The organism is Promicromonospora citrea (assembly GCF_013004695.1).
Taxonomy (GTDB): Bacteria; Actinomycetota; Actinomycetes; order Actinomycetales; family Cellulomonadaceae; genus Promicromonospora; species Promicromonospora citrea.
Genome location: NZ_JABEMG010000067.1, coordinates 1 through 25,747, shown reverse-complemented (window position 1 = coordinate 25,747; position 25,747 = coordinate 1). Strand labels below are relative to the sequence as shown.

Here is a 25,747-nt window from a genome sequence, read left to right as displayed (position 1 = left end):
CGGCGACGTCGCGCACCCAGCCCGCGCCGGGCCCCAGCATGGACACGAGGTGCTCCCGCCCGTCGACGTCCGCGACAGCCAGCGGCACCGCGCGCAGCCGGCCGGTGCTGCGGCCCCGCACCTCGAGGACGGCGGCCTGGGGCAGGCGGGCCGGCCCGCGCGCGAACCACCACGCGTCCACGCGGTTCCACCACCGCATCAGCCGTCCCGGCCGGCCGCCGCGGTAGAGCGCGCGCTTGAGGCCGTAGCCCTTCGTCGTCACCGCCGCCGCCACAGGAGCGCCACCGCGACCAGACCCACCGCGCACGGCAGGAGCTGCGCCCAGCCGAGCGCCGGGGCCAGTCCCACGTCGCCGGACGTGTCCCGGGTGGTCAGCCCCACGAGCGCCGTACCGACGGCGAGGACGAGGGCGACCGTGCCGGCGAGCGGAGCCCAGGCTCGCCCGGACCGCGCGGCCCGGGCCACGACCGCCCAGGTCGCCGTACCGAGCACGCCGAGAATCGTGAGGATCGCCAGATAGGCCGCGACGGCGGCGTCGACCTCCGCGGCACCGTAGGCCGGGTAGGAGGCGGCGACGTGGCCGGCCAGTACCTGCGAGGTCGCGGAGTCGACCCACGCGTACGCCGTCACGAGCAGGGTCGCGGCGAGCCCGGCCCACAGGACGGGGACGGCGGTGCGGGTCGTGGGCGTCCGGGTCTCGGACATGGTGTCTCCTTCGTTCGAGAGAGTGACTGTCAGAACGACTGTCACTCGCCCAGGCGGGATCCGTCAAGCATTTTCGGAGAGTCACTGTCAGCACGCGTTAGGCTCGCTCGCATGGCAGGCCTACGGGAGCAGTGGCGGCGCACCGCGATGCGCACCATCCAGGAGCGCGCACTCGACCTCTTCGACGAGCGGGGGTTCGGCGCGGTCACCATCGAGGAGATCGCGGCGGCCGCCGAGGTGTCGCCGTCGTCGGTGTACCGGTACTTCGGCACCAAGGAGGGGCTGCTCGTCGCCGACGAGTTCGACACCATGAGCCCCGCGGCGCTCGGCGAGCTGCTCGACCCGGCCGACCCCGTGGGCAGCCTGGTCGAGGTCGTGCGCCGCTACGAGGCACCGCAGCACGGAGCGGACGACGGGCCGGGCGACCGCTCCGGCACCGACGGGCCGTGGCGGCGCGTGCGGTACTTCTTCACCGAGCCGTCCGTCCGCTCGGCGGCGCTCGCCGCCATGGACCGCGCGGCCGCGCGCATCGCGCCGCTGCTCGAGGGCGGCGGCACCGTGGACGCCGCCCAGGCCCGCGTCCTGGCCCACGCGCTCACCTTCGGCTACTTCGCGGCGCTGGAGACCTGGCACGACGACGGCGGCACGCGGCCCATCGCCGGGTACGTCACCGCGGGCCTGGCGCCGCTGCGGCGGGTCTGGGCGTCGTAGCGGTCAGCCCTTCGGCACCAGCAGCCGCTGCAGCGCGTCGGTGTCGGCCTCGGCGCCCGCCACGAGCAGCAGCTCGTCGCCCGCCTCCAGCGTGTCGTCCACGCTGGGCGCGAGCGGCCTGCCGTCGCGCACGATCGTCGCGAGCGTCACGTCGACGGGCCACGCCACCTGGCCCACGCGCGTGCCCGCGAGCCGCGAGTCGGCGGGCAGCGTCAGCTCGAGGATGTCCGCGCCCGACTGGTGGAAGCTGAAGATGCGCACCAGGTCGCCCACCGCGACGGCCTCCTCGACCATCGCCGTCATGATGCGCGGCGTCGAGACGGCGACGTCGACGCCCCACGACTGGTCGAACATCCACTCGTTCTTCGGGTTGTTGACGCGCGCCACGGTGCGCGGCACGCCGAACTCCGTCCGCGCGAGCAGGGAGAACACGAGGTTTACCTTGTCGTCGCCGGTCGCGCCCACCACGACGTCGGCCTGGGCCATCTCCGCGGCCTCGAGCGCGGGCAGCTCGCACGCGTCCGCGAGCACCCACTCGGCCTCCGGCACCTGCGAGACGCGCATGGCCGCGGCGTTCTTGTCGATGAGCGTGACCTCGTGCTCGTGACCGATCAGCTCGCGCGCGATCGAGCGGCCCACGGAGCCCGCTCCCGCGATGACGACGCGCATCAGCTCTCCTCCGCCGGGGGCGCCGCGGTCAGGATCCGCTCGACCTCCGCGGAGGCGTCGGCGCGCATGAGCAGGTGCAGCCCGTCGTTCTCCTGGAGCACGACGTCAGGCCCCGGCAGGACGGCGGAGGTGTACCGGCTCACGAACGCCACCCGCGCGCCCGTCGCCGCCTCCACCGCGAGCACGGGACGGCCGACCCAGCGCCGGTGGTAGTCGATCAGGGCGAGCCGCAGCGTGCCCGACGGGTCGACGTACTCGTCGGTCGAGCCCAGCGGCAGCATGCGCCGCAGCACCTGGTCCGCCGTCCAGCGCACCGTCGCGACCGTGGGGATGCCGAGACGCTGGTAGATCTCGGCGCGGTGCGGGTCGTAGATGCGGGCCACGACGTTGTCCACGCCGTACGTCTCGCGCACCACGCGGGCCGAGAGGATGTTGGAGTTGTCGCCGTCGGAGACCGCGGCGAAGGCGTACGTGTCCTCGATACCCGCCTGGACCAGGGTGTCCCGGTCGAACCCGACCCCCGTCACCTTCTTGCCCGAGAAGTCGGCGGGCAGCCGGCGGAACGCGTCCGGGTTCTGGTCGATCACGGCCACGGAGTGCCCGCGGCCCTCGATCTCCTGGGCGAGGCTGGAGCCCACGCGGCCGCAGCCCATGATGACGAAGTGCACGATCCGAACGCTACCGCGCACCGGGGCACCGCGGCGGGCGGCCCCCGACGGGCATAGAGTCGTCCATCGTGTCGGACATCGTCGATGCGGCCAAGCGCCTCCTGGTCGGCCGCCCCGTGCGCAGCGAGAACCTGGGGCGCACGCTGCTGCCCAAGCGCGTCGCCCTGCCGGTGTTCGCGTCGGACGCGCTGTCGTCCGTGGCCTACGCGCCGGACGAGATCCTCCTGACCCTCTCGCTCGCCGGCGTCGCGGCGCTGGCGTTCTCGCCCTGGGTCGGCCTCGTGGTGATCGGCGTCCTGCTCGTCGTGGTCGCGTCCTACCGGCAGAACGTGCGCGCCTACCCGTCCGGCGGCGGCGACTACGAGGTCGTCACCACCAACCTCGGCCCGACGGCGGGCACCGGCGTGGCCGCCGCGCTGCTCGTCGACTACGTGCTCACCGTCGCGGTGTCGATCTCGTCGGCCAGCCAGTACGCCTCGGCCGCGCTGCCCGGCCTGCGCGGCCACGAGGCGCTCGCGGCCGTCGTCGCCGTCGTGCTGCTCACCCTCGTGAACCTGCGCGGCGTGCGCGAGTCCGGCATCGCCTTCGCCGTGCCCACCTACTGCTTCATGGCGGTCATCGGTGCGCTCGCCGTGACCGGCGCCTACCGGTTCCTCGCCGGCACCCTGCCGAAGGCGGCCAGCGCCGAGCTCGAGCTGAGCGGCGAGGCCGCCTTCGACCAGGGCCTCGTCGGGCTCGCCGGCGCGTTCCTCGTGGCCCGTGCGTTCGCGTCCGGCTGCGCCGCGCTGACCGGCGTCGAGGCGATCAGCAACGGCGTGCCCGCGTTCCGCCGGCCGAAGTCGCGCAACGCCGCCACCACGCTCCTGCTGCTCGGCCTGATCTCGGCCACGATGCTCGCCTCGATCCTCCTGCTCGCGCAGGCGACGGGCGTGCGGTTCGCGGAGGACCCGCACACGCAGCTCACGCTGGACGGGCAGCCCGTGGCCGACACCTACGTGCAGATCCCGGTCGTCGGCCAGCTCGCCCACGCCGTCTTCTCGGGCTTCCCGCCGGCGTTCTACGCCGTCACCGTCGTCACAGGGCTCATCCTCGTGCTCGCGGCCAACACCGCCTTCAACGGGTTCCCGGTGCTGGGCTCGATCCTGGGCCGCGACGGCTACCTGCCCCGCCAGCTGCACACCCGCGGCGACCGCCTCGCCTTCTCCAACGGCATCATCACGCTGGCCGTCGCGGCGATCGTGCTCATCGTCCTGTTCGACGCCGAGGTCACCCGCCTCATCCAGCTCTACATCGTCGGCGTGTTCGTGTCGTTCACGCTGTCACAGCTCGGCATGCTCCGGCACTGGACGCGCGAGCTGCGCACCCAGCACGACCCCGTGGTACGGGGGCGCATGCGGCGCTCGCGGGTCGTCAACGGCGTCGGGTTCGGGCTCACGGGTACCGTGCTGGTCATCGTGCTGGTCACCAAGCTCACGCACGGCGCGTGGATCACGCTGCTCGCCATGGGCGTGCTGTTCGTGCTGATGCGCGCCATCCGCCGGCACTACGACCGGGTGCGCGACGAGCTCGCCCTGGACGACGTCGACGCCGCCCGCGCGCTGCCGAGCCGCGTGCACGCCGTCGTGCTCGTGTCGAAGGTGCACAAGCCGACCCTGCGCGCCGTCTCGTACGCACGCGCCGCGCGTCCCGGCGTGCTGGAGGCCGTGACCGTCGGCGTCGACCGGGAGGAGGTCGACGCCCTCGTCGCCGAGTGGGAGGCGCTCGACCTGCCGGTGCCGCTGCGCATCCTCGACTCGCCGTTCCGCGAGATCACCCGCCCGGTCGTCAAGTACGTGCGCTCGCTGCACCGGGAGTCGCCGCGCGACCTCGTGATCGTCTACATCCCCGAGTACGTCGTGGGCCACTGGTGGGAGCAGCTCCTGCACAACCAGTCGGCCCTGCGGCTCAAGGGCAGCCTCCTGTTCACCCCCGGCGTCGTGGTCGCGTCGGTGCCGTGGCAGCTCGCGTCGTCGAAGGGACACACGGGGCTCGAGGGTGACGCCTATCTCGGGGGCCGGCGCCTCTAGCGCCGCCGCGTGACCGCGCCGGTACGGGATACTGGAGGCATGCCCCGCACCCCAGACCGCCGCACCGCGCCCGCCGACCCGGAGCGCGGCCGCCCGCGCCGCCGTCCGCAGCGGTCGCCGCGGCCCGGCCGCGCCCGCCGCGTGAGCGACGTCCCGCGCCCCGAGGTGGGGACGGAGCTCGAGCTGGAGGTGGGGCCCGTCGCGCACGGCGGCCACTGCGTCGCCCGCACCGCGGACGGGCGCGTCGTGTTCGTGCGCCACACCCTGCCGGGCGAGCGCGTCCGCGCACGCGTCACCGAGGGCGGGACGAGCTTCTGGCGCGCCGACGCCGTCGAGGTGCTCGAGGCGTCCGACGACCGTGTCGAGCCCGCCTGGTCCGCCGCGGGCCCCGGCGGTGCCGGCGGCGGCGAGCTGTCGCACGTCGCGCTGCCGGCCCAGCGGGACTGGAAGCGGACCGTGCTCGCCGAGCAGCTCGAGCGCCTCGCGCGCGTCGACGCGGACCGGCTCGAGGGCGCGCTCACGGTCGAGGCGGCCCCGGGCGACGACGAGCGCCTCGGCCTGCACTACCGCACCCGGATCGACCTGGTGGCCGACGACGAGGGCCGCGCGGGCATGCGCGCGCACCGCGGACACCGCGTCGTGGCGCTCGACACGATGCCGCTGGCCACCACCGAGCTGCTCGACTTCGCCGCGGCGGAGGGTGTGTTCACCCGCACGTGGACGCCGGGTGCGCACGTGCGGGTGGTCGCGCCGTCCGAGGGCGAGCCGCTGCTGCTCGTCGACGGCGTGCCGACGCGGCGCGGTCGCCCCGACCCCCGGGCGAACGCGCGGCGTGCGGTGTCCGAGGTCGTCGCCGGGCCGTGGGGGACGCACGCGTACCGCGTGGCCGCCGACGGGTTCTGGCAGGTGCACCGCGCCGCGCCCGCCGTGCTCACCGGCGCGGTCCTCGACGCGGCGGGCGCGACGGCGGGGGAGCTGTCGGGCGCGACCGTGCTCGACCTCTACTCCGGCGCCGGCCTGTTCACGCTGCCCCTCGCCGCCGCGGTGGGGGAGCAGGGGCGCGTCGTGGCGGTCGAGGGCGACGCCCGGGCGGTCAAGGACGCCCGGCGCAACGCCCACGCCCTCGACCAGGTCACGCTCGAGGCCGGTGCCGTCGAGCGCGTGCTGGCCGACCAGGGCCTGACCGCCGACGTCGTGGTCCTTGACCCGCCGCGCACGGGAGCGGGCCGCGCCGTGGTCGACGCCCTGGCCGCGGCGGGGCCGCGGCGCGTCGTCTACGTGGCGTGCGACCCGGCGGCGCTCGCGCGCGACGTCGGCTACCTGGCGGCGCACGGGTACGCCCTGACCGGGGTGCGCGGGTACGACCTGTTCCCGCACACGCACCACGTCGAGGCGGTGGCCGTGCTCGACCGCTGATGATCGCGCCACGAATTCGCAGGTCAGTGCCCGTGCGAGCGTCCGGCGACCCCGGCGGCAGGGCATAGGATGCGCACCGTGAAGCGGTGGCTGGTGAGCGGCGGGATCGCCGTGTCCGTGGTGGCGGCGTTCGCCGTCTCCGTCGTGGTCGGCATGGTGCTGGGGGCAGGTGGCATCACCGTCGGCGGCACCACGTGGTCGCCGTCACCGGTGCCGCGCGCGGCACCGTCCCTGTGGCCCGCCGCGACGCCCTCGCCCTCCCCGTCGCCGTCGGCCTCTCCCGCCCCGCCGCCCGTCGCGCTGTTCGTGGGCGACTCGTACACCGTGGGCCAGGGCGCGACGTCGCCCGACCTGCGCTGGAGCACGCTCGTCGCGGAGGCGATGGGCTGGCGCGAGCTCAACGTGGCGGACGGCGGCACGGGGTTCGTCAAGGGCAACCCCGACGTGGACAAGCTGAGCTACCCGGACCAGCTCCGCTCGGTGCCACGCGACAGCGTGGACGTCGTGGTCATCGCGGGCGGCCAGAACGACTTCCGGGCGATGCGCACCGACCCCGCCCCGGTGTTCGAGGCGGTGGCGGACACCTACGAGCTGGCGGCGCGCCGGTTCCCGCACGCGCGGATCGTCTCGGTGGGGCCGTCCACGCCGTGGAAGATCGGCCTGGAGGCCCGCGCGCTCGACAGCGCCGTGCGGGCCGCGGCGGGCGAGGTGGAGGCGACGTACGTCTCGCTGCTCGACCCGAACGTCGTGCGGGGGCGCCTCGTGCACGAGGACGGGATCCACACGACCGACGCGGGCAACGCGGCCATCGCCCGCCGGGTCCTGGAGACGCTGCAGGTGCCGGAGGAAGGGCTCACGGGGGAGCAGCAGGCGACCGCCCGTCCGGCAGATATCTTGACGTCAAGATAAATGCGTTATGCTGGGCGGAGCAGCCCGGCCTAGGCTGGGTGAAGCCCCCTGGAACCCGCGACGGCTCCACCGCGCGACGACAGCGCCCCGTGAGAGCCGACGCACCGTCAGCCCCGCAAAGGAGCCAGAGTGAGCACCGTGGACACGTTCGGATCGAAGGGAACGCTGGAGGTCGGCGGCACGTCCTACGAGATCTTCCGGCTCAGCGCGGTGGAGGGCACCGAGCGCCTCCCGTACTCCCTGAAGATCCTCGCCGAGAACCTGCTGCGCACCGAGGACGGCGCGAACATCACCGCCGACCACGTGCGCGCCCTCGCGTCCTGGGACCCGGACGCGCAGCCCGACACCGAGATCCAGTTCACGCCGGCGCGCGTGATCATGCAGGACTTCACGGGCGTGCCCTGCGTCGTCGACCTCGCCACCATGCGTGAGGCCGTCGCGTCGCTCGGCGGCGACCCGTCGCGGATCAACCCGCTGGCCCCCGCCGAGATGGTCATCGACCACTCGGTGCAGATCGACGTCGCCGGCCGCGCGGACGCGTTCCAGCGCAACGTCGAGTTCGAGTACCAGCGCAACCACGAGCGCTACCAGTTCCTGCGCTGGGGCCAGACGGCGTTCGACGACTTCAAGGTCGTCCCGCCGGGCACCGGCATCGTGCACCAGGTCAACATCGAGTACCTGGCCCGCACCGTGATGACCCGCGAGGTCGACGGCGTCCTGCGCGCCTACCCCGACACCTGCGTCGGCACCGACTCGCACACCACGATGGTCAACGGCCTCGGCGTGCTGGGCTGGGGCGTCGGCGGCATCGAGGCCGAGGCCGCGATGCTGGGCCAGCCCGTCTCGATGCTCATCCCGCGCGTCGTCGGCTTCAAGCTGAACGGCTCGATCCCCGCCGGCGTGACCGCGACGGACGTGGTGCTCACGATCACGCAGATGCTGCGCCAGCACGGCGTGGTCGGCAAGTTCGTCGAGTTCTACGGCGAGGGCGTGGCCCAGGTGCCGCTCGCGAACCGCGCCACCATCGGCAACATGTCGCCGGAGTTCGGCTCGACGGCCGCGATCTTCCCGATCGACTCCGTCACCACCGACTACCTGCGCCTGACCGGCCGCTCCGAGGAGCAGGTCGCCCTCGTCGAGGCGTACGCCAAGGAGCAGGGCCTGTGGCTCGACGCCGACTCGCCCGAGCCGGTGTTCTCCGAGTACCTCGAGCTGGACCTGTCGACGGTCGTCCCGTCGATCGCGGGCCCGAAGCGCCCGCAGGACCGCATCGAGCTGACGAGCGCCAAGCAGCAGTTCCTGCACGACCTGCCGAACTACGCGCCCGACTTCGCGGACGTGGACGAGGCCGGCCGCGAGTCGTTCCCCGCCTCGGACGCCCCGGCGCCGGCCGCCAACGGCCGCAAGCAGGTCACGGTGACCAACAGCGAGGGCAAGGAGTTCGAGCTCTTCCACGGCGCCGTCGCCATCGCGTCGATCACCTCGTGCACCAACACCTCGAACCCGTCGGTCATGCTCGCCGCCGCGCTGCTGGCCAAGAACGCCGTCGAGAAGGGCCTGACCGCCAAGCCGTGGGTCAAGACCTCGATGGCACCGGGCTCGCAGGTCGTCACGAACTACTACGAGAAGGCCGGCCTGTGGCCGTACCTCGAGAAGCTGGGCTTCCACCTCGTGGGCTACGGCTGCGCCACCTGCATCGGTAACTCGGGCCCGCTCGACGAGAAGGTCTCGGAGGCCGTCAACGAGCACGACCTGTCGGTCGTCTCGGTGCTCTCGGGCAACCGCAACTTCGAGGGCCGCATCAACCCGGACGTCAAGATGAACTACCTGGCGTCCCCGCCGCTGGTCATCGCGTACGCCCTGGCCGGGACCATGGAGTTCGACTTCGAGACCGACCCGCTGGGCCGGGACGAGGCGGGCAACCCGGTGTTCCTGCGCGACATCTGGCCCGCACCGGAGGAGGTCGAGGCCACGATCGCGTCCTCGATCGACCGCAAGATGTTCGAGTCGGACTACGCCGACGTGTTCAAGGGCGACGAGCGCTGGGCCGCGCTGGAGACCCCCGAGGGCGACACGTTCGCCTGGGACGCCGAGTCGACCTACGTGCGCAAGCCCCCGTACTTCGAGGGCATGGGCATGACGCCGGAGCCCGTCACCGACGTGTCGGGCGCCCGCGTGCTCGCCAAGCTCGGCGACTCGGTCACCACCGACCACATCAGCCCGGCCGGTTCCATCAAGCCGGACAGCCCGGCGGGCAAGTACCTCGCCGAGCACGGCGTGCAGCGCCGTGACTTCAACTCCTACGGCTCGCGCCGCGGCAACCACGAGGTCATGATTCGCGGCACCTTCGCGAACATCCGCCTGCGCAACCAGCTCCTGGACGGCGTCGAGGGTGGCTACACCTTCAACTTCGTCAAGAACGCGCAGGACACGATCTACGACGCCGCGCAGGACTACGCCGCCCAGGGCACCCCGCTCGTGGTGCTCGGTGGCAAGGAGTACGGCTCGGGCTCGTCGCGCGACTGGGCGGCCAAGGGCACGGCCCTGCTGGGCGTCAAGGCCGTCATCACCGAGAGCTTCGAGCGCATCCACCGCTCCAACCTCATCGGCATGGGCGTGCTGCCGCTGCAGTACCCGGCCGGCGAGAACGCCGAGTCGCTGGGCCTCGACGGCACGGAGACGTTCGACATCGCGGGCATCACCGCGCTGAACGACGGCGTCACGCCGGAGACGGTGGCGGTCACGGCGACGAAGGCCGACGGTTCGCAGGTCGCCTTCGACGCCGTGGTCCGCATCGACACCCCGGGTGAGGCGGACTACTACCGCAACGGCGGCATCCTGCAGTACGTCCTCCGCTCCCTCGTCGCCTGACCGCCCCACCTCACCTGGCGAGGTAGTCGTCTGGCGAGGTAGTCACCTGGCGAGGTAGTCACCCAGAGCGATCCGGGTGACTACCTCGCCACGTGACTACCTCGGCGGGGTGGGTGGGGGAAGAGCGGCGCCCCGGCCCTCCGTGCGGAGGGGCGGGGCGCCGTCGTCGTGCGGGTGGTGCGGGATCAGCGGCCGACGTCGGACTGGCGGGCGGCCCGGATCAGCCTCGTGGCCTCCTGCGGCGTGATGAGGTCGACGTCGTCGAGCTGGTCGGCGACCTGGGTCACGTGCAGGACGAAGGCCTGGTGACTGACCCATGCCCCGTCGGCGTCGACCAGGTCGGCGATCGTGCAGCCGTTGCCCGTGTCGACGTTGGCGACCTTGCTGTCCTTGTTCCCCATGATCACCGTCGGGCGCTCGTCGGAGACGGGGCACGCGTCGATCGTGGACCGGGACACCGAGAACCGGAGCGTGCCCGTGCGGGTCACGTTCCCGGCGTTGTCCGTGGCCCGGTAGGACAGCGCGTGCGCGCCCGGGTCCGTGACGTCGAACGGGCCGGTGTACTCCCGGAACGCCGTGTCACCGAACGCGTACTCGACGAACGCGACGCCGGACTCGTCGTCGCGCGCGCTGATCGACACCGTCGCGACCTCGAGGTACACCCCGTAGTCGTCCTGGTCGCCGTCCACCTGCGCCGACGCGATCGGCGGCGTGACGTCGGGCGGGTCCGCCCCGCCCACGACCACGAGGCTCACCGACTCGGGCTCCGACGTGTTGCCCGCCGTGTCCGTCGCCCGGTAGGTGAGCGTGTGCGGGCCGTTGACGTCGACCACCACGGCGTCGCCGTAGTCGGTCCAGCCCGCGCCGTCGAGGTCGTACTCCACGCTCGCCACCTCCGAGGACTCGTCCTCGGCCATGAGGTGCACCGCGGCCTGACCGACGTACGCGCCGTCCTCGTCCTGCTCGCCCGTGACGTGAGCGGTCACGGTCGGGGGAGTGGTGTCCTCCTCGGTCGGCTCGACGACGGTGAACGTCGCCGAACCCTCCTGCGAGACGTTCCCCGCGTTGTCGGTCGCCCGGTACAGCACCGTGTGCTCGCCGGGCTCGGTGACCGCCACGGGGTCCGCGTAGGCGGTCCACCCGCTGCCGTCGAGGTCGTACTCGACGCCCGCCACGCCCGACCCGGCGTCCACGGCCGTGAGGTTCACGGTCGCGGTGCCGACGTAGGCGCCGTCGTCGTCGAGGTCGCCGGTGACGTCCACCGTGACCGTCGGCGCGGTGGTGTCCTCGCCGTCGGCCGACACGACCGTGAGGTCGAGCGTCTCCGGCTCGGACACGTTGCCCGCGTTGTCGGTCGCGCGGTACGCGAGCGAGTACGTGCCCGGCTCGTCGAGCACCACGGGCTCGTCGTAGGCCGCGTACTCGCCGCCGTCGAGCGCGTACTCGACGGACGCGACGCCGGACAGGTCGTCCTCGGCCGCCAGCGACACGGTGGCGGAGCCGATGTAGGCCCCGTCGCCGTCCTGCTGGCCGGCCACCTGCGGCGTCACGACGGGCGCCGTGGTGTCCTCGCCCGGGCCGTCGGTGACCACGAGCTCGCCCACCATGGTGCTGTGCCCCGGGATGGCGCAGAAGAACCGGTACGTGCCCGGGGTCAGCTCGACCTCGGCCTCGTAGCGGCCCCCGTTGGCGTCCAGGGGGTTGGCCAGGATGTCCAGCGTGACGTCGTGGTTGTAGCCCGGCGTGCTGGTGTCGAAGGTCAGCGTGTGGCTCATGGCGATGTTGTTGCCGGTCGCCTCGCTGTTCTCGAACACGATCGTCGTCGGCCCCGCCGTGGCGGTGGTCGGCGCCGACGCGTACGCCGTCACGCTGCTGTCCGCCGTCCAGGTGAGCACCTGGTCGGCGGCCACGGCGTCGGCGGCCACCGCGCCGGTGGCCTGCGCCTTCGGTGCGTCCGCCGGAGCCGACCACGCGGTCACCCCGGCGTCGTCCGGCTCGATCGCGGCAGCGGTCGAGGCCAGCGGCAGCGCCGCGAGGGCGCCGACCGCGACCCCGGCCAGGAGCCGGGACAGCTGGTGTCTCATGACCAGACCTCTCCTCGTGTCAGTCCGCGCGCTCACAGGTCACGCACCCGGATGTTGCGGAACTCCATCGCGTCCGCGTCGCTGTGGTTCTGCAGCCCGATGTACCCCTCGAGGAACTGCCGCAGGTCCGTGGGCGGGTCGCCGGCACGCGAGGACTCCTGGCCGGGCGAGTTCTCGAACTCGTTGATGACCACGCCGTTGCGGATGATCGTGTACTGCTGGCCGACCACCTGGATCTCGTAGTCGTTCCACTCGCCCTTGGGGGTCACCCCGGCCTCGTCGAGGCCGTTCGGGTCGAAGTTGTACACGGACCCGGTCTTCTGCGGCTCGCCGGACGGGCCGTCGTAGATCTGGATCTCGTGCCCGCAGTAGATCGCCACCCAGGCCTCGTCGTCGGTGCCCTGTCCACACTCGGCCCGCTCGTCGCGGGGCAGTCGCGGGTCGGGGAACCGCGTGAACACGCCGCTGTTGGCGTACCCGTCGCCGGGCGCGACGTCCTTGAACTGGAGCTTGAGCGAGAAGTCGCCCAGCTCCTCGCCCGGGTACCAGAGCATGCCGAGCCCGCCCTGGGCGAGGATCGACCCGTCGGGCTTGAGCTCGAAGTGCCCGCCCGGTGCCTGCCGCCAGTCCGCGAGGGACTCGGCGGTGCCGTCGAACAGCCAGCGGTAGCCCGTGGGAGCGTCCTCGCCGCCGATGCCCGACTCCTGCGCGGCCGCCAGGAGGGCCTTGCGCTCCTTCTTCGTGATCACCTTGTCGGCCAGGAGCTGGTCGGCGACGGCGGTCACGTGGTTCACGAAGCGGCCGTTGGTGTCCCACTCGGCCTCGTCGCGGATCAGGTCGGCGATGGTGCAGCCGCCCAGGTCGTCGTTGGCGACCTTGCTGTCCACGTCCCCGACGTGCACCGTGGCGCGGTCGTCCGGGACGGTGCACTCGGTGGTCACCGGCACCTCGATCGTCTCCGTCTCGCCGTCGGCGTACGTGACGGTGAGCGTGGCGTCGTAGCTACCCACGCGGGCGTACGTGTGCCGCGGGTCCGCCTCGGTCGAGGTGGCGCCGTCACCGAAGTCCCAGGCGTAGGACACGCCGCCCGAGGCGCTGCCGGTGAACGCGACCGTCAGCGGGTCGCTCTGGACGCTCGCGCCCGAGCCCGCGGGCACCGGCGTGGCCGGGCCGCCCGTGTAGCCGATCCGGACCAGCTTCTGTCGGTCGGTCAGGGAGAAGAAGCCCCCGCCGTAGTCCAGCAGGTACAGCGCGCCGTCCGGACCGAACTTGGCGTCCATCCACTGCTCGACGGCGCCGTCCCCGCCCCCGCCGCGGACGATCTGGCGCAGGTCCTCGGCGAAGACCGGCGGGCCGGCCTCGTCGACCGTGTCCGGGTCCACCGTGACGGCGATCCGGTTGTTCGCGTTCGACTGGTCACCGATGAACCACTTGTCCTCCCAGTACGCCGGCCAGGCCACGCCGCTGTCCGTGTCGACCTCGGAGCGGTGGTAGGTCGGGCCGTCCATCACGGCCTGACCGCCGCCTCGCAGGTACGGCAGCGTGTACGTCGCCTCCTCGTCCACGTACGACGGGATGCCCTCGTCGTTCACCGGGAAGACCGGGCCGCCGCCGCTGGGCGAGTACCAGATCATGTTGTCCTTGACCGGCGGCAGGTCCACCAGGCCGGTGTTGCGCGGCGAGGTGTTCTTCGGGTTGTCGCAGTCGTACCAGCCGGTCAGGACGCTGGCGTCCTCGTTGCTCCGGTCACGGTACGGCTGCCGGTTGCCCATGCAGTACGGCCAGCCGTGGTTGCCCGCCTCGGTGATGATCGTGGCCGTCTCGTACTTGGCCGGGCCGAGCTCGGGGTTCGGCAGGCCGGCGTCCGGGCCCACCCACGCCGCCGTCAGCCAGTCGTTGACCTTGTCGTAGGCCAGGCGCGAGATGTTGCGCACGCCCATGACGTAGATCTCGGGGCGCGTCTTGTCCGCGGGGTACTCACCCTCGGGGAACAGGTTGCCCTCCGGGATCGTGTACGTGCCGTCCGGCTCGGGGTGGATCCGCAGGATCTTCCCGTTCAGGTCGTTCGTGTTGCCCGCCGTGCGGCGCGCGTCCTGGAACGAGATGCCGGCGAACTCCTGGGTCCAGTTGTTGCCGGAGTAGCCTTCCGAGCCGCCCGAGGAGTTGCTGTCACCGGAGCCGATGTACAGGTTGCCCTCGTCGTCGAACGCCATGCCGCCGCCCGCGTGGCAGCAGCTGTGGATCTGCACGTCCCAGTGCAGCAGGTCGACCCGCGTGCCCTGGTCGAGCGTGTTCTCCTCCGCGTCGTACGTGAACCGGGACACCGTGCGCTGGCCGACACGCCGCTCGCGGTCGATCGACTCGTGCGGCATCCAGTACAGGTAGACCCAGCCGTTCTCCTCGAACTGCGGGTCCAGCGTGATGCCGAGCAGGCCCTCCTCGTTCTTGACCAGCTCGTCGCCGCTGCCGCGGTTGCCCATCACGTCCAGGGTGGTGAGCAGCGTGGTGGACTCCGTCTCCGGGTCCCAGCGGTGGACGGTGCCGCAGCCCAGACCGACGTCCGGGTCGTCCCACGGCACGACGGGGCCGGACGGGCACGCCGCCTTGCCGATGTAGAACACGCCGCCGTCGGGTGCGACCGTCAGGCCGTGCGGCTCACCGATCTGGTCGAGCCGGCCCGAGGCGTTCTTCGCCGTCAGGCGCTCCGCCTCGTAGTTCGCCGCGATCGTCGCCTGGCAGTCGCCGCGCACCATGCCCGTCGACCACAGCAGGCCGCCCAGCAGGTGGTCGCGGAAGCCCTCCTCGGCGTAGCTCGCCGCCGTGCCGCCCATGCCGGTGTAGAACGAGCGGCCGCCGTCGTAGTCACGGCACCACGAGACCGGGTGGAAGGCGCCGTTCGCGCCCTTGCCCGGCTCGTAGTCCCACTCCTGCACCTGCGCGATCGTGTGCACCTCGCCGATCGGGTTCGGCGACCAGTTCAGCCACCGGTCCGAGCGGGTCCAGTTCAGCGGCAGCCCGTCGTTGGCCGGGTGCGCGCGGTCCAGCACGTTGACCGTCGCCTCCTGCACCGGGACCACGGGCTCCGGCTCCTCGTCGGCGGACGCGTCGAACAGCTCGATCTCGGCGAGCTGCGTCAGGTCGTCACCGCGGTTGCCGGTGATGTCGAGCCGGAAGTGCTGGTAGGCCGTGTCGTTCTCGACCGGGTAGTCCAGCGCCGTGAACCGGTCGGGGAACTCCTGGCCCTCCTGCGTGTCCAGGTCGGTCCAGGTCTCGCCGTCGGCGGAGGCCTGCAGCGTCCAGTCCTGCGGGTCGCGCCCGGCGAAGTCGTTCGCCGACGTCAGCGCGTACCGCGTGACGACGGCGGGCTCCGCCAGCTCCAGGTCGATGACCGCCGTCGGCTCGAACGCGAGCCACTTGGTGTTCGTGTCGCCGTCGATGAGGTTCGGGGCGTCCTCGTTCGGCGGGTTCTCCGCGCTCGCGGTCACGCTCGCGACCTCGAGCGGGTCGGGCAGGTTGCCCGCCGGACGCGTGCCGATGAGACCCGTGAACCACTGCGAGCGCGCCTGGGCGCGGGCCGCGTCACGCACGCCGAGGAACCCGCCGCCGCCCTGCACGTACGCCTTGAGGGCGTTCTCCTGCGCCGTGCTGAGCTCGACACCCTCGGCCGAGAGGAACACCACGCCGCGGTAGCCGGCGAGGTTCTCCTCGGTGAACACCTTCGGGTCGCTGGCCGTGTGCACGGTGAACCCGTTCTCGGCGCCCAGCTCGCGGAAGGTCTTCACCGCGGTGGTGACCGGGTCGACCTGGTCCTTCGGCGTCCCGTAGAACACGAGCACCGTGACGTCGGCGGCGTCCTGCGCCGCGACGGGCGCGGTGCGCGCTGTCGTGCCCGCCGTCGTGCCGACGTCGGCGGTGCGCTGCGCCTGGGCGGGCACGGCCGCCAGGCTGACGACGAGCGCCGCGCCGGCGAGTGCCGCCAGCGTGCCGCGTGCTGTTCTTCGCGAGGCGGCCGCCCCGCTGGTCCTGCGTCGTGCTGTCCGTTCCATCACTGCTCCCTTGCGCGTGAGTGCGTGCCGGTCAGTGGCTGTGGGTCTCTGTCTGCGTGGTCTGCGTGTCGGTCTGCTTGCCGGACTTCTCGGTGGTCGTCGCGTCGTGGCTGCCGTGCTGGTGGAACCGGTCGATGGCCTCCTGCGCGCCGTCGGGCATCGACCCGTCGGCGTTACGGACCAGGAAGATGCCCGCCATGCCGCCGTCGGAGTGGAACTGGACGTGGCAGTGGTACATCCAGGCGCCCGCGCCGACCCGGTGGCCCGCCTTGACCTGGAAGCCGAACGAGTCGCCCGGGTTGAGGTCACGCGTGTCGATCACCGGGGTGGGGTCGTCCGGCCCCGTGAGGTAGCCGGTGCGGTTGTTGGCCCAGCGGTGGGCGTGCAGGTGGAACGTGTGGAGCTGGTCGCCGTGCCCGATGGCGACGAACTCGACCGTCTCGCCGAGGTGGGCCTCGAACATGGGGGTGTTCGGCGCGGCCTTGTTGTTGATCGACATGTCGTTGAACACGACCGTGTAGGTGCGGTCGGGCAGCACGTCGCCCTTGCGGCGGACGACGAGGCCGCCGTACAGGCCGGCCCGGACGCCCGCGGTGCCGTGCTCGCCGTCCATCGCGTGGTCGTGGTAGTGCCAGTAGCCTGCGCTGCCCGGCACCCACCGGCCGTCGGCGTCCTGCGCCGCGACGTGGCTGCGCCACGTGTAGGTGCGGGTCTCGCCGGGCTCGTTGAACGAGGCGTTGAAGGGGCTGCCGTCCGACTCGGTGTCGTAGTCGACGCCGTGCGGGTGGATCGACAGCCGCTTGTCGGTGTTGTTCACGAGCTCGATCTGGAGCGTGTCGCCCTCCCACATCTCCAGCAGAGGGCCGGGGATGGTCGCCTTGCCGGGAGCGAGCCCGTAGCCGTACTGGCCGGAGGCGAGCCGCTCGGCGTAGATCGTGATGTGCCGGGTGGTACCGAGCGCGGCGATGGGGTCCGACCCGGCCGCCACCGCGCTGTCCGCGCCGAGGGCGAGGGCCGCCGTCGGGGCCATGAGGCCTGCGAGGGTTCCGGTGAGGACCGTGCGGCGGGACACGCCGCCCCGTGCGGTCCGGGCGTCAGTGCTGTTCTCAGGCATGCGTCTCCGTTCGACACCACCGGGCAGGCGGTCGTGCCCACCCGGCGAGACAGGGATCGGGAGGGAAGGGAGCAGCCGACAGCGGTGTCACGAGGTGGACCCCATCGTCGTTCCCTCCCAGGACGTCGGCTCGCGACCGTCGGCGTCGACGGCCACGCCCTCATGACCCATGCGGCCTCCGCCCCGGCCGGCGGCCCGGTCGGCACGGATGACGCGCATGCGTGGTGTGCGCCACATGGTGGCTTTGCGAACCTAGGGCGACTTCTGCCGAGTGTCAAGCAAAAGATGTCGGCCGATCGTCAGACTTCATCGGCTCGTACACGTCAAAGGGGTGGTGAGACCGGCTCCGGAGCCGGTCTTCCACCCGGGTGAGGCGCGCGTGAGCCGCTGATGGGCCGCCGTCAGGGCGGGGGGAGCAGGGTCACGACGGCGGTCAGCACGAGGGTCGCGCCGGTCAGCAGGCCGGTGAGCGGGTGGACCAGGGCGACGGTCGGCCGGTGGCGGCGCCCGGGCACGACCGTGCGCAGCAGCGCGCCGAGCGGCCACGCCAGCAGCGCGACCGCGACGCCCGCCGCGCCGCCCACGTACAGCAGCGGCACGTCGAGCGTGTTCGCGATGACGCCGACCTGGAGCGCGGTCGAGAGCGACACGGTCGTGGGGATGAGCTGGACCCAGCGCTTGCCTGTCGTGACCGACGCCTTGTTCTCGTCCTTGGCCGCCGCCACCGCGCGGCGGTACGTGCTCGCCAGCAGCCCGGTGCACAGCCGGGTGAGCCCCGCGTGGACGACGAGCGCGGCGGCGTAGATGCTCACGACCGCACCCGTCACCACGCTGCCGTCGGGCCACGCTCCGACGGCGACCACGACGCCGGCGGCGACCACGACGGCCGACAGCACCACGCCGACGACGGGTGCCAGCCGGGTCCAGGGTCCGGCGTGCCGGACGGTCCAGCCGAACCACGCGAGCGCGAGGAGGGCGGTGGCTGTCGCCGCGAGGGCGTGGTCGCTGACGTACTGCATGGTGGTCCCTCCGCAGGCAGGCGAAATCGGCACAAAGCGGACGTCAGCGTACGGTGTCTGCGCAGGTCAGGAAAGGTTTCTGATATCCGGTTGGTGATGCCGAGCCGTGCCGGCCGCCGGTGTTCGCGGCGTGTTCACCGACCGTTCACGGCGACGCGTGCGAGGTGCTCGACGACCGCCGCCACGGTCTCGTCGGCGTCGAGGACGCTGTTGTGCCCGGCGTCGGCCTCGACGAGCCGGCTGTCGGGGTGTGCGGCGTGCAGCGCCCGCGACGCAGCGGGCGGCACCTCGCGGTCCCGGGTGCCGTGGACGAAGAGCGCGGGGACCGGTGCGGGCCGGTGCACCAGGTCGAACCGGGCGACGGGGTCGGGGTCGTCGGGGAACAGGCGGCGCGCCACGAGCCGGGAGTGCCGGGCGTGCAGTGCCGGCGGCAGGCCGACCGTCTCGAGGAAGCCGCGGTTCAGGTCCGCGAACGACGGTACGGCGGCGAGTGCGACGAGCGCCCCGCCCCGAAGTCCCTCGGTCAGGGCGATCCCCGCCGTGAGCCCGCCGAACGAGTGGCCGACGACGCCGACGGGCGCCCCGGACCGCTCGACCAGCTCCCGGGCGACCGCGAGGTGGTCGAGGATCGTCGTGCGCCGCCCGGTCGAGTCGCCGTGCGCCACGCCGTCGTAGGCCAGGACGTGGTGGCCTGCCTGCTCGAGTCCGTCGACGAGGCGCGCGAAGCGCGACGCGCGCGAGCGCCAGCCGTGCACGAGCAGCACGGGCGGGCCCGCGGGGTCGCCCCAGGCGTAGGTCGCGACGCGCTCGCCCGCGAGCCGCAGCTCGCCGCGGCGGGCGCGCTCGTGGGTGGCGCGGTCGGCGTCCCGGACGGGGGTGCGCGGGCCCAGGGTGCGGAACACCTGGTAGGCGGCGGCGACGGCGAGCGGCGGGGCCAGGCGGCCCGCGGTCCGGAACGTGGCGCGGACGGCGGGGTGCATCGGGGGCATGGGGGGCTCCTTCTCCGAGGCGGCGGCGGGAGAAATCTGTACGACCGTCCGGATAGTATCCGAACGGTCGTACACTTTCCATCATGGAGACGGTGGCAGCGGTGACCGGGCGGCCCGACGGACGCCGTGTGCGTGGCGACCGCACCCGGCGCGCGGTGCTCGACGCCGCCGTCCAGGACGCCTCCGTCCGCGGCCTGGACGCGCTCTCCTTCGGGACGCTCGCCGCCGTCGCGCCCGTGAACAAGAGCGCGATCGCCGGCCTGTTCAGGTCCAAGGAGCTGCTCCAGCTCGCCGCCGTCGAGCGGGCGCGGGAGATCTTCGTCGAGCACGTCGTCGTTCCGGCACGCGCCGCCCGCCCCGGGCTGCCGCGGCTGTGGGCGCTGCTGCTGGCGTGGACCGCGTACTCCCGCGCACGGGTGTTCCGGGGCGGCTGCTTCTTCCGCACCGTCGAGGTCGAGTTCGACATGCGTGAGGGCGCGGTGCGCGACGCCGTCGTGGCGGCGCAGCGCGACTGGGAGTCCTACCTCGTCGACCACGCGCGCCGCGCCGTCGACGCGGGCGAGCTGGCGCCCGGCACCGACCCCGAGCAGGTCGCGTTCGAGGTCGTCGCCGTGCTCAACGCCGCGAACGACCGCTCGCTGCTGCTCGCCGACGAGGGCGTCTACGACCGGGCCCTGACCACCGCACGCACCCTGCTCACGGCGCACGGGGCCGCCGCGGGAACTCTCGTGGGGGACACCGCCGGGCGGGTGTGAGGGACGCGACAGAGGACGGGTCGGCGGACCGGTTAGGGTCGAGCCGTGAGCTCGTCCGCATCCGCACGCAAGCAGCTGGTCGCCCTCGCCGAGCGAGGGTTCGAGGGCCCGTGGCCCCACGCCCGGGGCGACTTCACCGGTGCGGCGCGGCCCGCCTCCGTGCTCGTCCTGTTCGGGGTGCTCGACCGGCTGACGGCGGACCGGGCGACCGAGCCCGACACCGCCGTCCCCGCGGACCTCGACGTGCTGCTCCTGGCCCGCGCCGCGACCCTGCGCAGCCACGCCGGCCAGGTCGCCTTCCCGGGCGGGCGCGCCGAGGACGGCGAGGACGCCGTCGCGGCGGCGCTGCGCGAGGCGGAGGAGGAGACGGGGCTCGACCCGGACGGCGTCGAGGTGCTCGGCGTGTTCGGCGAGCTGCCGATGCCCGTGAGCAACCACGTCGTCACCCCCGTGCTCGGCTGGTGGGCACGGCCCACACCGGTGCGCGTGGTCGACGTCGCGGAGTCCGCGCACGTGTTCCGCGCGCCCGTCGCCGACCTGCTCGACCCGGCCAACCGGTTCACCACCGTGCTGCGGCGCGGCAGGCAGACCTGGCGCGGCCCGGGCTTCCACGTGCACGACGGTGACGTCACCCACCTCGTGTGGGGCTTCACCGCGGGCATCCTCGACGCGATGTTCGACCAGCTCGGCTGGACCGAGACCTGGGACACGACCCGAGAGCTGGGGATCAGCTGATGACGACGCAGACCGACACGCAGACCGGCGACCGCAGCGACCAGCCGTCGGACGCGGTGACCCGCCCCGCGATCCGCGCCGCCGCGGACCTGATCCGCCCGCACGTGCGCCGCACGCCCGTGCTCGAGGTCGACCTCGCCGACCTCGGCGGCCCGGCCCACCCGCTCGCGCTCAAGCTCGAGAGCGTCCAGCACTCCGGCTCCTTCAAGGCGCGCGGGGCGTTCACGAACCTGCTGACGAGCGACGTGCCCGACGCCGGCGTCGTCGCCGCGTCGGGCGGCAACCACGGCGCCGCCGTCGCGTACGCCGCGGCGCGCCTCGGCGTGCCCGCCACGATCTTCGTGCCGAGCGTGACGTCGGCGGCCAAGGCCGACCGCATCCGCGGGTACGGCGCCGACCTCGTGGTCGGCGGCGACCGGTACGCCGACGCGCTCGCCGCGAGCGAGGAGTTCGTCGCCCGCACCGGCGCGCTGGCGGTGCACGCGTACGACCAGCCCGGCACGCTCGTCGGCCAGGGCACCCTCGGCCTCGAGATCAGCGAGGACCTGCCCGACCTCGACACCCTGCTCGTCGCCGTCGGGGGCGGCGGGCTGATCGGCGGCATCGCCGGCTGGTTCCGCGGCGACGTCCGCGTCGTGGCCGTCGAGCCCGAGGGCGCGCCGACGCTGCACCGCGCCCTGGCCGCGGGCGAGCCCGTCGACGCGCCCGCCGGCAGCGTCGCCGCCGACTCGCTCGCCCCGCGCCAGGTCGGCCGGCTCATGTTCCCGCTGGCCCAGCGGTTCGTGGACCGGGCGGTGCTGGTCGACGACGACGCCATCGTCGCCGCCCAGCACGCCCTGTGGGACGCGACGCGGGTCGTCGCCGAGCCCGGAGGCGCGACGGCGCTGGCCGCCCTGCTGTCGGGTGCCTACGTGCCCGAGCCGGGCGAGCGGGTCGCCGTGCTGGTCTGCGGCGCGAACACGACGGCCGTGCGGTTCTGACGGCTCAGTCGTCCTCCTCCTCGTCGCCGTCGGGGCCCGCGACCAGCAGGTCGACGTGCACGCCCAGCAGCGACCCGTCGGCGGCGTGCGTCGTGACCACCGGGTAGAAGCCGTCGCCCCAGCCGGAGTGGCTGAGCACGACGTTCTCGCCCGCCGTGGCCTGCGGCAGCACGATGTTCGCGACGCCCTCCCGGAGGTGCTCGGGGTCGTCCATCCGGTCGAACCACTCCTCGTCGAGGTCCTCGTCCTCCGTCGCGTCCGCGACCGCGGCGGCCGCGGCGGCGTCCGCGAACCCGACCGTGCCCGCGTCGACACCGACTCCGTAGTGCTCGTCGGGGCGCGGCGGCTCGCACCCCTCCGGGGTCACCCCCCGCACCTCGGCGACCGGCGCGCCGTCCGCCACCACGAGCGAGAGGTACGCCTCGCGCAGGTGGCTGCCGTCCCGCGCGGCCGACACGTCGGCGACCGTCACGTACGCGGGCCAGGAGCCCGGCGGCACGCTGACCACCAGGCCGTCGCCGAGGCTCACGAACGGGTCGGACGCCTCGAGCCGGCCCGACGGCACGTGCAGCGTGCCGGCGTCGTGCACGGTCTGGGGGTACGGCGTCCCGTCCGGGGTGCCGTCGAGGAGCGCGAAGAAGGGGCGGCCGTAGGCCGCACCAGGGGTGCCTGAGGTCATGCGAGGACGGTAGCGGTGACCACTGACACCCTCGGCGCGGCCACGGCTCTCAGGCCAGGAGCTGCTCCATCGCGTGCTCGCCGACGCCGACCATGACCGGGTGCGTGTCCGGGTAGGAGAAGCAGATCGCCGTGTAGAGCACGGCCCAGCCCTTGGCCCGGCGCCACATGCCCTCGTCCCAGCCGCGCCCGCCACGGGCGCGCGCGTCGACGACGGCGCGGAACCGGCGGCGGCCCTCGGCGTCGAAGGTCAGCCACATGGTGCCGAGGTCGGACGCCGGGTCGCCGCTCGTCACGTCGCCGAAGTCGATGACGGCGGCCAGGCGGTCGCCGTCGGCCACGAGGTTCGCCGGGTGGGGGTCACCGTGCAGCCACATGGGCTCGCCGTCGTACTCCGGCGCGCTCACGGCGTCGGCCCACACCGCGCGGGCGCGGCGGTGCAGGCGCTCCGGGAGGAGGGCCAGGCGGTCCTCGAAGGTGGCCTGGCGCTCCGCGACCGGGATGCCGCGGAACCGGTGGCCCGGCGCGTCCTCGGGCGCGGGCCGGTGCAGGGCGACGAACACGTGCGCGAGCTGCTCGGCCCACGCGGTGCGCCGGGCGGGCGGGACGTCGGCGGCCTGCACGCCCTCGGTCCAGCGGACCACGCCCCACGGCCAGGGGTAGCCGAGGGTCTCGCTCGGCACGCCGACGCGGACCGGGGTCGGCACGGGGACCGGGAGCCGCGGGGCGAGCAGCGGCAGCACCGCGTGCTCGTTGCGCAGCAGCTGCGCACCCGCCTCGCGCCGGGGCAGGCGCAGGGCGAGGTCGTCGCCGAGCCGGATCATCACGTTGTCCCAGCCGTTGGCGACGATGCGCAGCGGCAGGCCGGCGAGGTCGGGGTGCTGTTCGGACAGGAGAGACCGGGCGAGGTCGACGGTCACGTCGAGGTCGGCAGCGACCACGGGCGCCTCCAGGGTGTCGCGGGTGGGCAGCCCACGCTACCGGGCGTCGCCCACGGCGGCCGGGGATACTGGTGGTGAGCGCAGCGGTGCGGGCGCACCCGGCAGCGGAGAGGACGAGCCGATGGTCACCACCTGGACGGACGCGGACCCGGCGGCCTACATCGAGGCCGTGACACCGGCGGCCCGGCAGCGGGACGCCCGGACGCTGCGCGACCTCATGGAGCGGGTCACCGGAGAGGCGCCGCGCATGTTCGGCCCCTCGATCGTCGGGTTCGGCGAGTACCGCTACGCCTACCCCAGCGGGCGCTCGGGGCACGCGGCGGCCGCGGCGTTCGCACCCCGCCGGGCGGCCACCACGATCTACCTGCCCGACGGTGTCGGTGCCCACGCCGAGCTGCTGGACCGGCTGGGGCCGCACACGACCGGTGTCGGCTGCCTGTACGTCAAGGACCTCGAGGCCGTCGACCTCGAGGTGCTGGAGGAGATCGTGCGCCGCTCCTGGACCACGGTGACGAGCGGGACCTTCGGGCAGCGCGCCGCGGAGTCCTGAGGTCGGTCCTGAGGCCGTCCCGGAGCTCCGGGAACGTTCCGCGACCTGGTCGCGTTGACACCAGGCCTCGACAACGAGGAGCCGACGACGAGGAGACCCGTGCAGCAGCTGCGGACCGAGCACGACACCCCGGGACAGGCCGGCGACGAGACGCGTGGCCAGACCCGGCACGAGACCCAGCGTGCCGCCGAGCAGCGGTACGTCGACGCGCTGTACGCGCGCCTCGACGCGGACGCCGCGCGCGTGCGGACCGAGCTGCGCGAGGTGCTGCGGGGCGACCCCGAGGACGCGTTCACGCGCGACGTGCGCGCCGCGATGCTCGAGCGCCGGGCACGCACGCTCGACGCCGCGGACCACCACCTGTGCTTCGGCCGCATCGACCACGCGGACGGCGGGTCGCTGCACATCGGCCGCACGGGCCTGAGCGACGGCGACGACCAGCTCCTGGTGGACTGGCGTGCGGAGGCTGCCCGCCCGTTCTACGCGGCGACCGCCGCGCACCCCCTCGGCGTCCGACGGCGCAGGCACCTCGGCCTGGACGGCCGCCGGGTGGCCCGGCTGAGCGACGAGCTCCTGGACGGCTCGGAACCCGGCCCGGACGACGTCGTGGGCGACGGGCCGCTGCTCGAGGCCGTCAGCGCGCGCCGCACGGGTCGCATGCGCGAGGTCGTGGCGACGCTCCAGGCCGAGCAGGACGCGATCATCCGTTCGTCGCACCGGGGCGTGACCGTCGTGGAGGGCGGGCCCGGCACCGGCAAGACGGTGGTCGCGCTGCACCGCGCCGCCTACGTGCTGGCGGGCTTCGAGGAGGCGCGGGCCGACGGCGTGCTCGTGCTCGGCCCGAACACCCGCTTCCTCGACTACATCGGCGAGGTGCTGCCGTCCCTGGGCGAGAACGACGTCGCGATGAGCACCGCCGACCGCCTCGTCGTCGACGCCCTCGACCTGCCGGAGCCGGCCCTCGCCGGGCACGCCCTGCGCCGGCTCGCGGGCGACCTGCGGTGGGCCGACGCGCTGGCCGACGTCGTCCAGGGGTACCAGGCGCCGTCGGGCACGCTCACCGTCGTGGTCGACGGCGACCCGGCCACGCTGGACGCGCCGACGCTCGCCGAGACCCGGGAGGCCGCCGTGGCCACGGGCCTGCCGCACAACCAGGCCAGGGCGGTGTTCCGGGACCTGGTCGTCGACGTCGTGGCCGACGAGGTGCAGGCGCGGGCCCGCGTGCTGCTGGCCCGCCTCGACGAGGACATGGAGGTGCTCGCGGGCGGCGTGAACCTCGACAAGGCGGCCGCCAAGGACCTGGCTCGGCTCGGCTTCGAGGCCGACGCCGACGGCGCCTACGGCCACGCCGCCGCCGTCGCGGAGCTCGACCCGGGGGCGCTGCGCGCGGAGCTGCGCGGCGACCTGGCGCTGGAGCGCGCGGTCGAGGATGCCTGGCCGCGGCTGACGGCCGACGACGTGGTGCGGGACCTGCTCGACGAGCACCCCGACCTGGCGCCCGACGGCGCCGACGCACCGTGGTCGGTGGCCCACCTGCCCCTGCTCGACGAGGCCGCGCACCTGCTCGACGGTCCGCCCGCGCGGACGTACGGGCACGTCGTCGTGGACGAGGCGCAGGAGCTGACGCCGATGCAGTGGCGCTCGGTGCTGCGGCGGTGCCCCGGCCGGTCGATGACCGTGGTCGGCGACCTGGCGCAGGCCGGCCCGGCGACGGGCGCGACGTCGTGGGCCGACGCGCTGGGCGCCGACCTGGCGCGGCGCGCCGACGTGCGCACGCTGACCGTCTGCTACCGGACGACGGCGCAGGTGCTGGCCGAGGCGGCGCCCCTGCTGGCCCGCAT

General features: G+C 73.5%; 20 protein-coding genes and 1 pseudogene. 10 read left to right on the top strand and 11 right to left on the bottom strand.

All coding sequences use genetic code 11. The annotated features are described in order from the left end of the window. Both HLB15_RS13835 and HLB15_RS13830 read right to left on the bottom strand, forming a co-directional pair. Positions 1-262: pseudogene (locus HLB15_RS13835) on the bottom strand (nitroreductase family deazaflavin-dependent oxidoreductase); the annotation flags it as partial. Then, positions 259-705 carry a hypothetical protein gene (locus HLB15_RS13830; RefSeq protein WP_171106347.1) on the bottom strand — a complete coding sequence of 149 codons (447 nt, stop codon included), beginning with the start codon at positions 703-705 and terminating at the stop codon, positions 259-261. The gene HLB15_RS13830 and the pseudogene HLB15_RS13835, both read right to left, overlap by 4 nt. A 111-nt stretch (positions 706-816) precedes the next feature. On the opposite strand from HLB15_RS13830, the gene HLB15_RS13825 reads away from it, so the two are divergent. Continuing rightward, positions 817-1,416 (top strand): TetR/AcrR family transcriptional regulator, encoded by a 600-nt coding sequence (locus tag HLB15_RS13825; RefSeq protein ID WP_171106346.1) that lies wholly within the window; start codon positions 817-819, stop codon positions 1,414-1,416. Between the two features lie 3 nt (positions 1,417-1,419). Here the strand turns inward: HLB15_RS13825 and HLB15_RS13820 are convergent, their stop codons facing one another. Both HLB15_RS13820 and HLB15_RS13815 read right to left on the bottom strand, forming a co-directional pair. Then, positions 1,420-2,085 (bottom strand): potassium channel family protein, encoded by a 666-nt coding sequence (locus HLB15_RS13820; RefSeq protein ID WP_171106345.1) that lies wholly within the window; start codon positions 2,083-2,085, stop codon positions 1,420-1,422. Continuing rightward, positions 2,085-2,738 (bottom strand): potassium channel family protein, encoded by a 654-nt coding sequence (locus HLB15_RS13815; protein ID WP_171106350.1) that lies wholly within the window; start codon positions 2,736-2,738, stop codon positions 2,085-2,087. Before HLB15_RS13815 ends, HLB15_RS13820 begins: the two co-directional genes overlap by 1 nt. An 83-nt stretch (positions 2,739-2,821) precedes the next feature. Here HLB15_RS13815 and HLB15_RS13810 point away from each other — a divergent pair, with 83 nt between their 5' ends. From HLB15_RS13810 to acnA, 4 genes are all read left to right on the top strand, one after another. After that, positions 2,822-4,819, top strand: a complete 1,998-nt coding sequence (locus tag HLB15_RS13810; RefSeq protein WP_171106344.1) for an APC family permease — start codon at positions 2,822-2,824, stop codon at positions 4,817-4,819. A 39-nt stretch (positions 4,820-4,858) separates the two neighbouring features. Then, positions 4,859-6,235, top strand: a complete 1,377-nt coding sequence (locus HLB15_RS13805) for a class I SAM-dependent RNA methyltransferase (RefSeq protein WP_171106343.1) — start codon at positions 4,859-4,861, stop codon at positions 6,233-6,235. Between the two features lie 78 nt (positions 6,236-6,313). Next, positions 6,314-7,144 (top strand): SGNH/GDSL hydrolase family protein, encoded by an 831-nt coding sequence (locus HLB15_RS13800; protein WP_171106342.1) that lies wholly within the window; start codon positions 6,314-6,316, stop codon positions 7,142-7,144. A 129-nt stretch (positions 7,145-7,273) separates the two neighbouring features. Continuing rightward, positions 7,274-10,015, top strand: coding sequence for an aconitate hydratase AcnA (gene acnA, locus HLB15_RS13795; RefSeq protein ID WP_171106341.1), 2,742 nt, complete (start codon positions 7,274-7,276; stop codon positions 10,013-10,015). A 185-nt stretch (positions 10,016-10,200) separates the two neighbouring features. Here acnA and HLB15_RS13790 read toward each other — a convergent pair whose 3' ends face one another. The 5 genes from HLB15_RS13790 to HLB15_RS13770 all read right to left on the bottom strand — a co-directional run bounded on the left by HLB15_RS13790 (position 10,201) and on the right by HLB15_RS13770 (position 19,267). Beyond that, the gene (locus HLB15_RS13790; RefSeq protein ID WP_171106340.1) at positions 10,201-12,099 is read right to left on the bottom strand and encodes a cupredoxin domain-containing protein; all 1,899 of its coding nucleotides are present in this window, start codon (positions 12,097-12,099) and stop codon (positions 10,201-10,203) included. A gap of 32 nt (positions 12,100-12,131) precedes the next feature. Next, entirely contained in the window at positions 12,132-16,145 is a 4,014-nt protein-coding gene (locus HLB15_RS13785; protein ID WP_171106339.1) for a ThuA domain-containing protein, read from the bottom strand. Positions 16,146-16,176: 31 nt separating this feature from the next. Next, positions 16,177-17,259, bottom strand: coding sequence for a multicopper oxidase domain-containing protein (locus tag HLB15_RS13780; RefSeq protein WP_171106338.1), 1,083 nt, complete (start codon positions 17,257-17,259; stop codon positions 16,177-16,179). A gap of 401 nt (positions 17,260-17,660) precedes the next feature. Then, positions 17,661-18,278 (bottom strand): hypothetical protein, encoded by a 618-nt coding sequence (locus HLB15_RS13775; protein ID WP_171106337.1) that lies wholly within the window; start codon positions 18,276-18,278, stop codon positions 17,661-17,663. A 134-nt stretch (positions 18,279-18,412) separates the two neighbouring features. Beyond that, positions 18,413-19,267, bottom strand: a complete 855-nt coding sequence (locus HLB15_RS13770; protein WP_171106336.1) for an alpha/beta fold hydrolase — start codon at positions 19,265-19,267, stop codon at positions 18,413-18,415. An 83-nt stretch (positions 19,268-19,350) separates the two neighbouring features. On the opposite strand from HLB15_RS13770, the gene HLB15_RS13765 reads away from it, so the two are divergent. Genes HLB15_RS13765 through HLB15_RS13755 form a run of 3 tightly spaced genes read left to right on the top strand, consistent with a single transcriptional unit; the run spans position 19,351 to position 21,737 of the window. Beyond that, the gene (locus HLB15_RS13765; RefSeq protein WP_171106335.1) at positions 19,351-20,022 is read left to right on the top strand and encodes a TetR family transcriptional regulator C-terminal domain-containing protein; all 672 of its coding nucleotides are present in this window, start codon (positions 19,351-19,353) and stop codon (positions 20,020-20,022) included. Positions 20,023-20,067: 45 nt separating this feature from the next. Continuing rightward, the gene (locus HLB15_RS13760) at positions 20,068-20,757 is read left to right on the top strand and encodes an NUDIX hydrolase (RefSeq protein ID WP_171106334.1); all 690 of its coding nucleotides are present in this window, start codon (positions 20,068-20,070) and stop codon (positions 20,755-20,757) included. After that, positions 20,757-21,737, top strand: coding sequence for a threonine/serine dehydratase (locus HLB15_RS13755; protein ID WP_171106333.1), 981 nt, complete (start codon positions 20,757-20,759; stop codon positions 21,735-21,737). Before HLB15_RS13760 ends, HLB15_RS13755 begins: the two co-directional genes overlap by 1 nt. A gap of 4 nt (positions 21,738-21,741) precedes the next feature. Here the strand turns inward: HLB15_RS13755 and HLB15_RS13750 are convergent, their stop codons facing one another. Together HLB15_RS13750 and HLB15_RS13745 are read right to left on the bottom strand one after the other, a co-directional pair. Beyond that, complete coding sequence (locus HLB15_RS13750; protein ID WP_171106332.1) at positions 21,742-22,416, bottom strand: DUF4241 domain-containing protein; 675 nt, start codon at positions 22,414-22,416, stop codon at positions 21,742-21,744. A gap of 49 nt (positions 22,417-22,465) precedes the next feature. Further along, positions 22,466-23,356, bottom strand: coding sequence for an aminoglycoside phosphotransferase family protein (locus HLB15_RS13745; protein ID WP_171106331.1), 891 nt, complete (start codon positions 23,354-23,356; stop codon positions 22,466-22,468). Between the two features lie 22 nt (positions 23,357-23,378). On the opposite strand from HLB15_RS13745, the gene HLB15_RS13740 reads away from it, so the two are divergent. Together HLB15_RS13740 and HLB15_RS13735 are read left to right on the top strand one after the other, a co-directional pair. Next, a complete protein-coding gene (locus HLB15_RS13740) occupies positions 23,379-23,906 on the top strand; it encodes a DUF1801 domain-containing protein (RefSeq protein WP_311979580.1) in 528 nt (175 codons plus the stop codon). Positions 23,907-24,005: 99 nt separating this feature from the next. Further along, positions 24,006-25,747, top strand: a 1,742-nt coding sequence (locus tag HLB15_RS13735; RefSeq protein WP_311979579.1) for a HelD family protein, incomplete at its 3' end; no start/stop codon positions are given.

Coding starts and splice junctions, on each gene's coding strand:
- HLB15_RS13830 (WP_171106347.1), bottom strand. CDS start 705: ATGTCCGAGACCCGGACGCCCACGACCCGCACCGCCGTCCCCGTCCTG.
- HLB15_RS13825 (WP_171106346.1), top strand. CDS start 817: ATGGCAGGCCTACGGGAGCAGTGGCGGCGCACCGCGATGCGCACCATC.
- HLB15_RS13820 (WP_171106345.1), bottom strand. CDS start 2,085: ATGCGCGTCGTCATCGCGGGAGCGGGCTCCGTGGGCCGCTCGATCGCG.
- HLB15_RS13815 (WP_171106350.1), bottom strand. CDS start 2,738: ATGGGCTGCGGCCGCGTGGGCTCCAGCCTCGCCCAGGAGATCGAGGGC.
- HLB15_RS13805 (WP_171106343.1), top strand. CDS start 4,859: ATGCCCCGCACCCCAGACCGCCGCACCGCGCCCGCCGACCCGGAGCGC.
- HLB15_RS13790 (WP_171106340.1), bottom strand. CDS start 12,099: ATGAGACACCAGCTGTCCCGGCTCCTGGCCGGGGTCGCGGTCGGCGCC.
- HLB15_RS13785 (WP_171106339.1), bottom strand. CDS start 16,145: ATGGAACGGACAGCACGACGCAGGACCAGCGGGGCGGCCGCCTCGCGA.
- HLB15_RS13780 (WP_171106338.1), bottom strand. CDS start 17,259: ATGCCTGAGAACAGCACTGACGCCCGGACCGCACGGGGCGGCGTGTCC.
- HLB15_RS13775 (WP_171106337.1), bottom strand. CDS start 18,278: ATGCAGTACGTCAGCGACCACGCCCTCGCGGCGACAGCCACCGCCCTC.
- HLB15_RS13770 (WP_171106336.1), bottom strand. CDS start 19,267: ATGCCCCCGATGCACCCCGCCGTCCGCGCCACGTTCCGGACCGCGGGC.
- HLB15_RS13765 (WP_171106335.1), top strand. CDS start 19,351: ATGGAGACGGTGGCAGCGGTGACCGGGCGGCCCGACGGACGCCGTGTG.
- HLB15_RS13755 (WP_171106333.1), top strand. CDS start 20,757: ATGACGACGCAGACCGACACGCAGACCGGCGACCGCAGCGACCAGCCG.
- HLB15_RS13750 (WP_171106332.1), bottom strand. CDS start 22,416: ATGACCTCAGGCACCCCTGGTGCGGCCTACGGCCGCCCCTTCTTCGCG.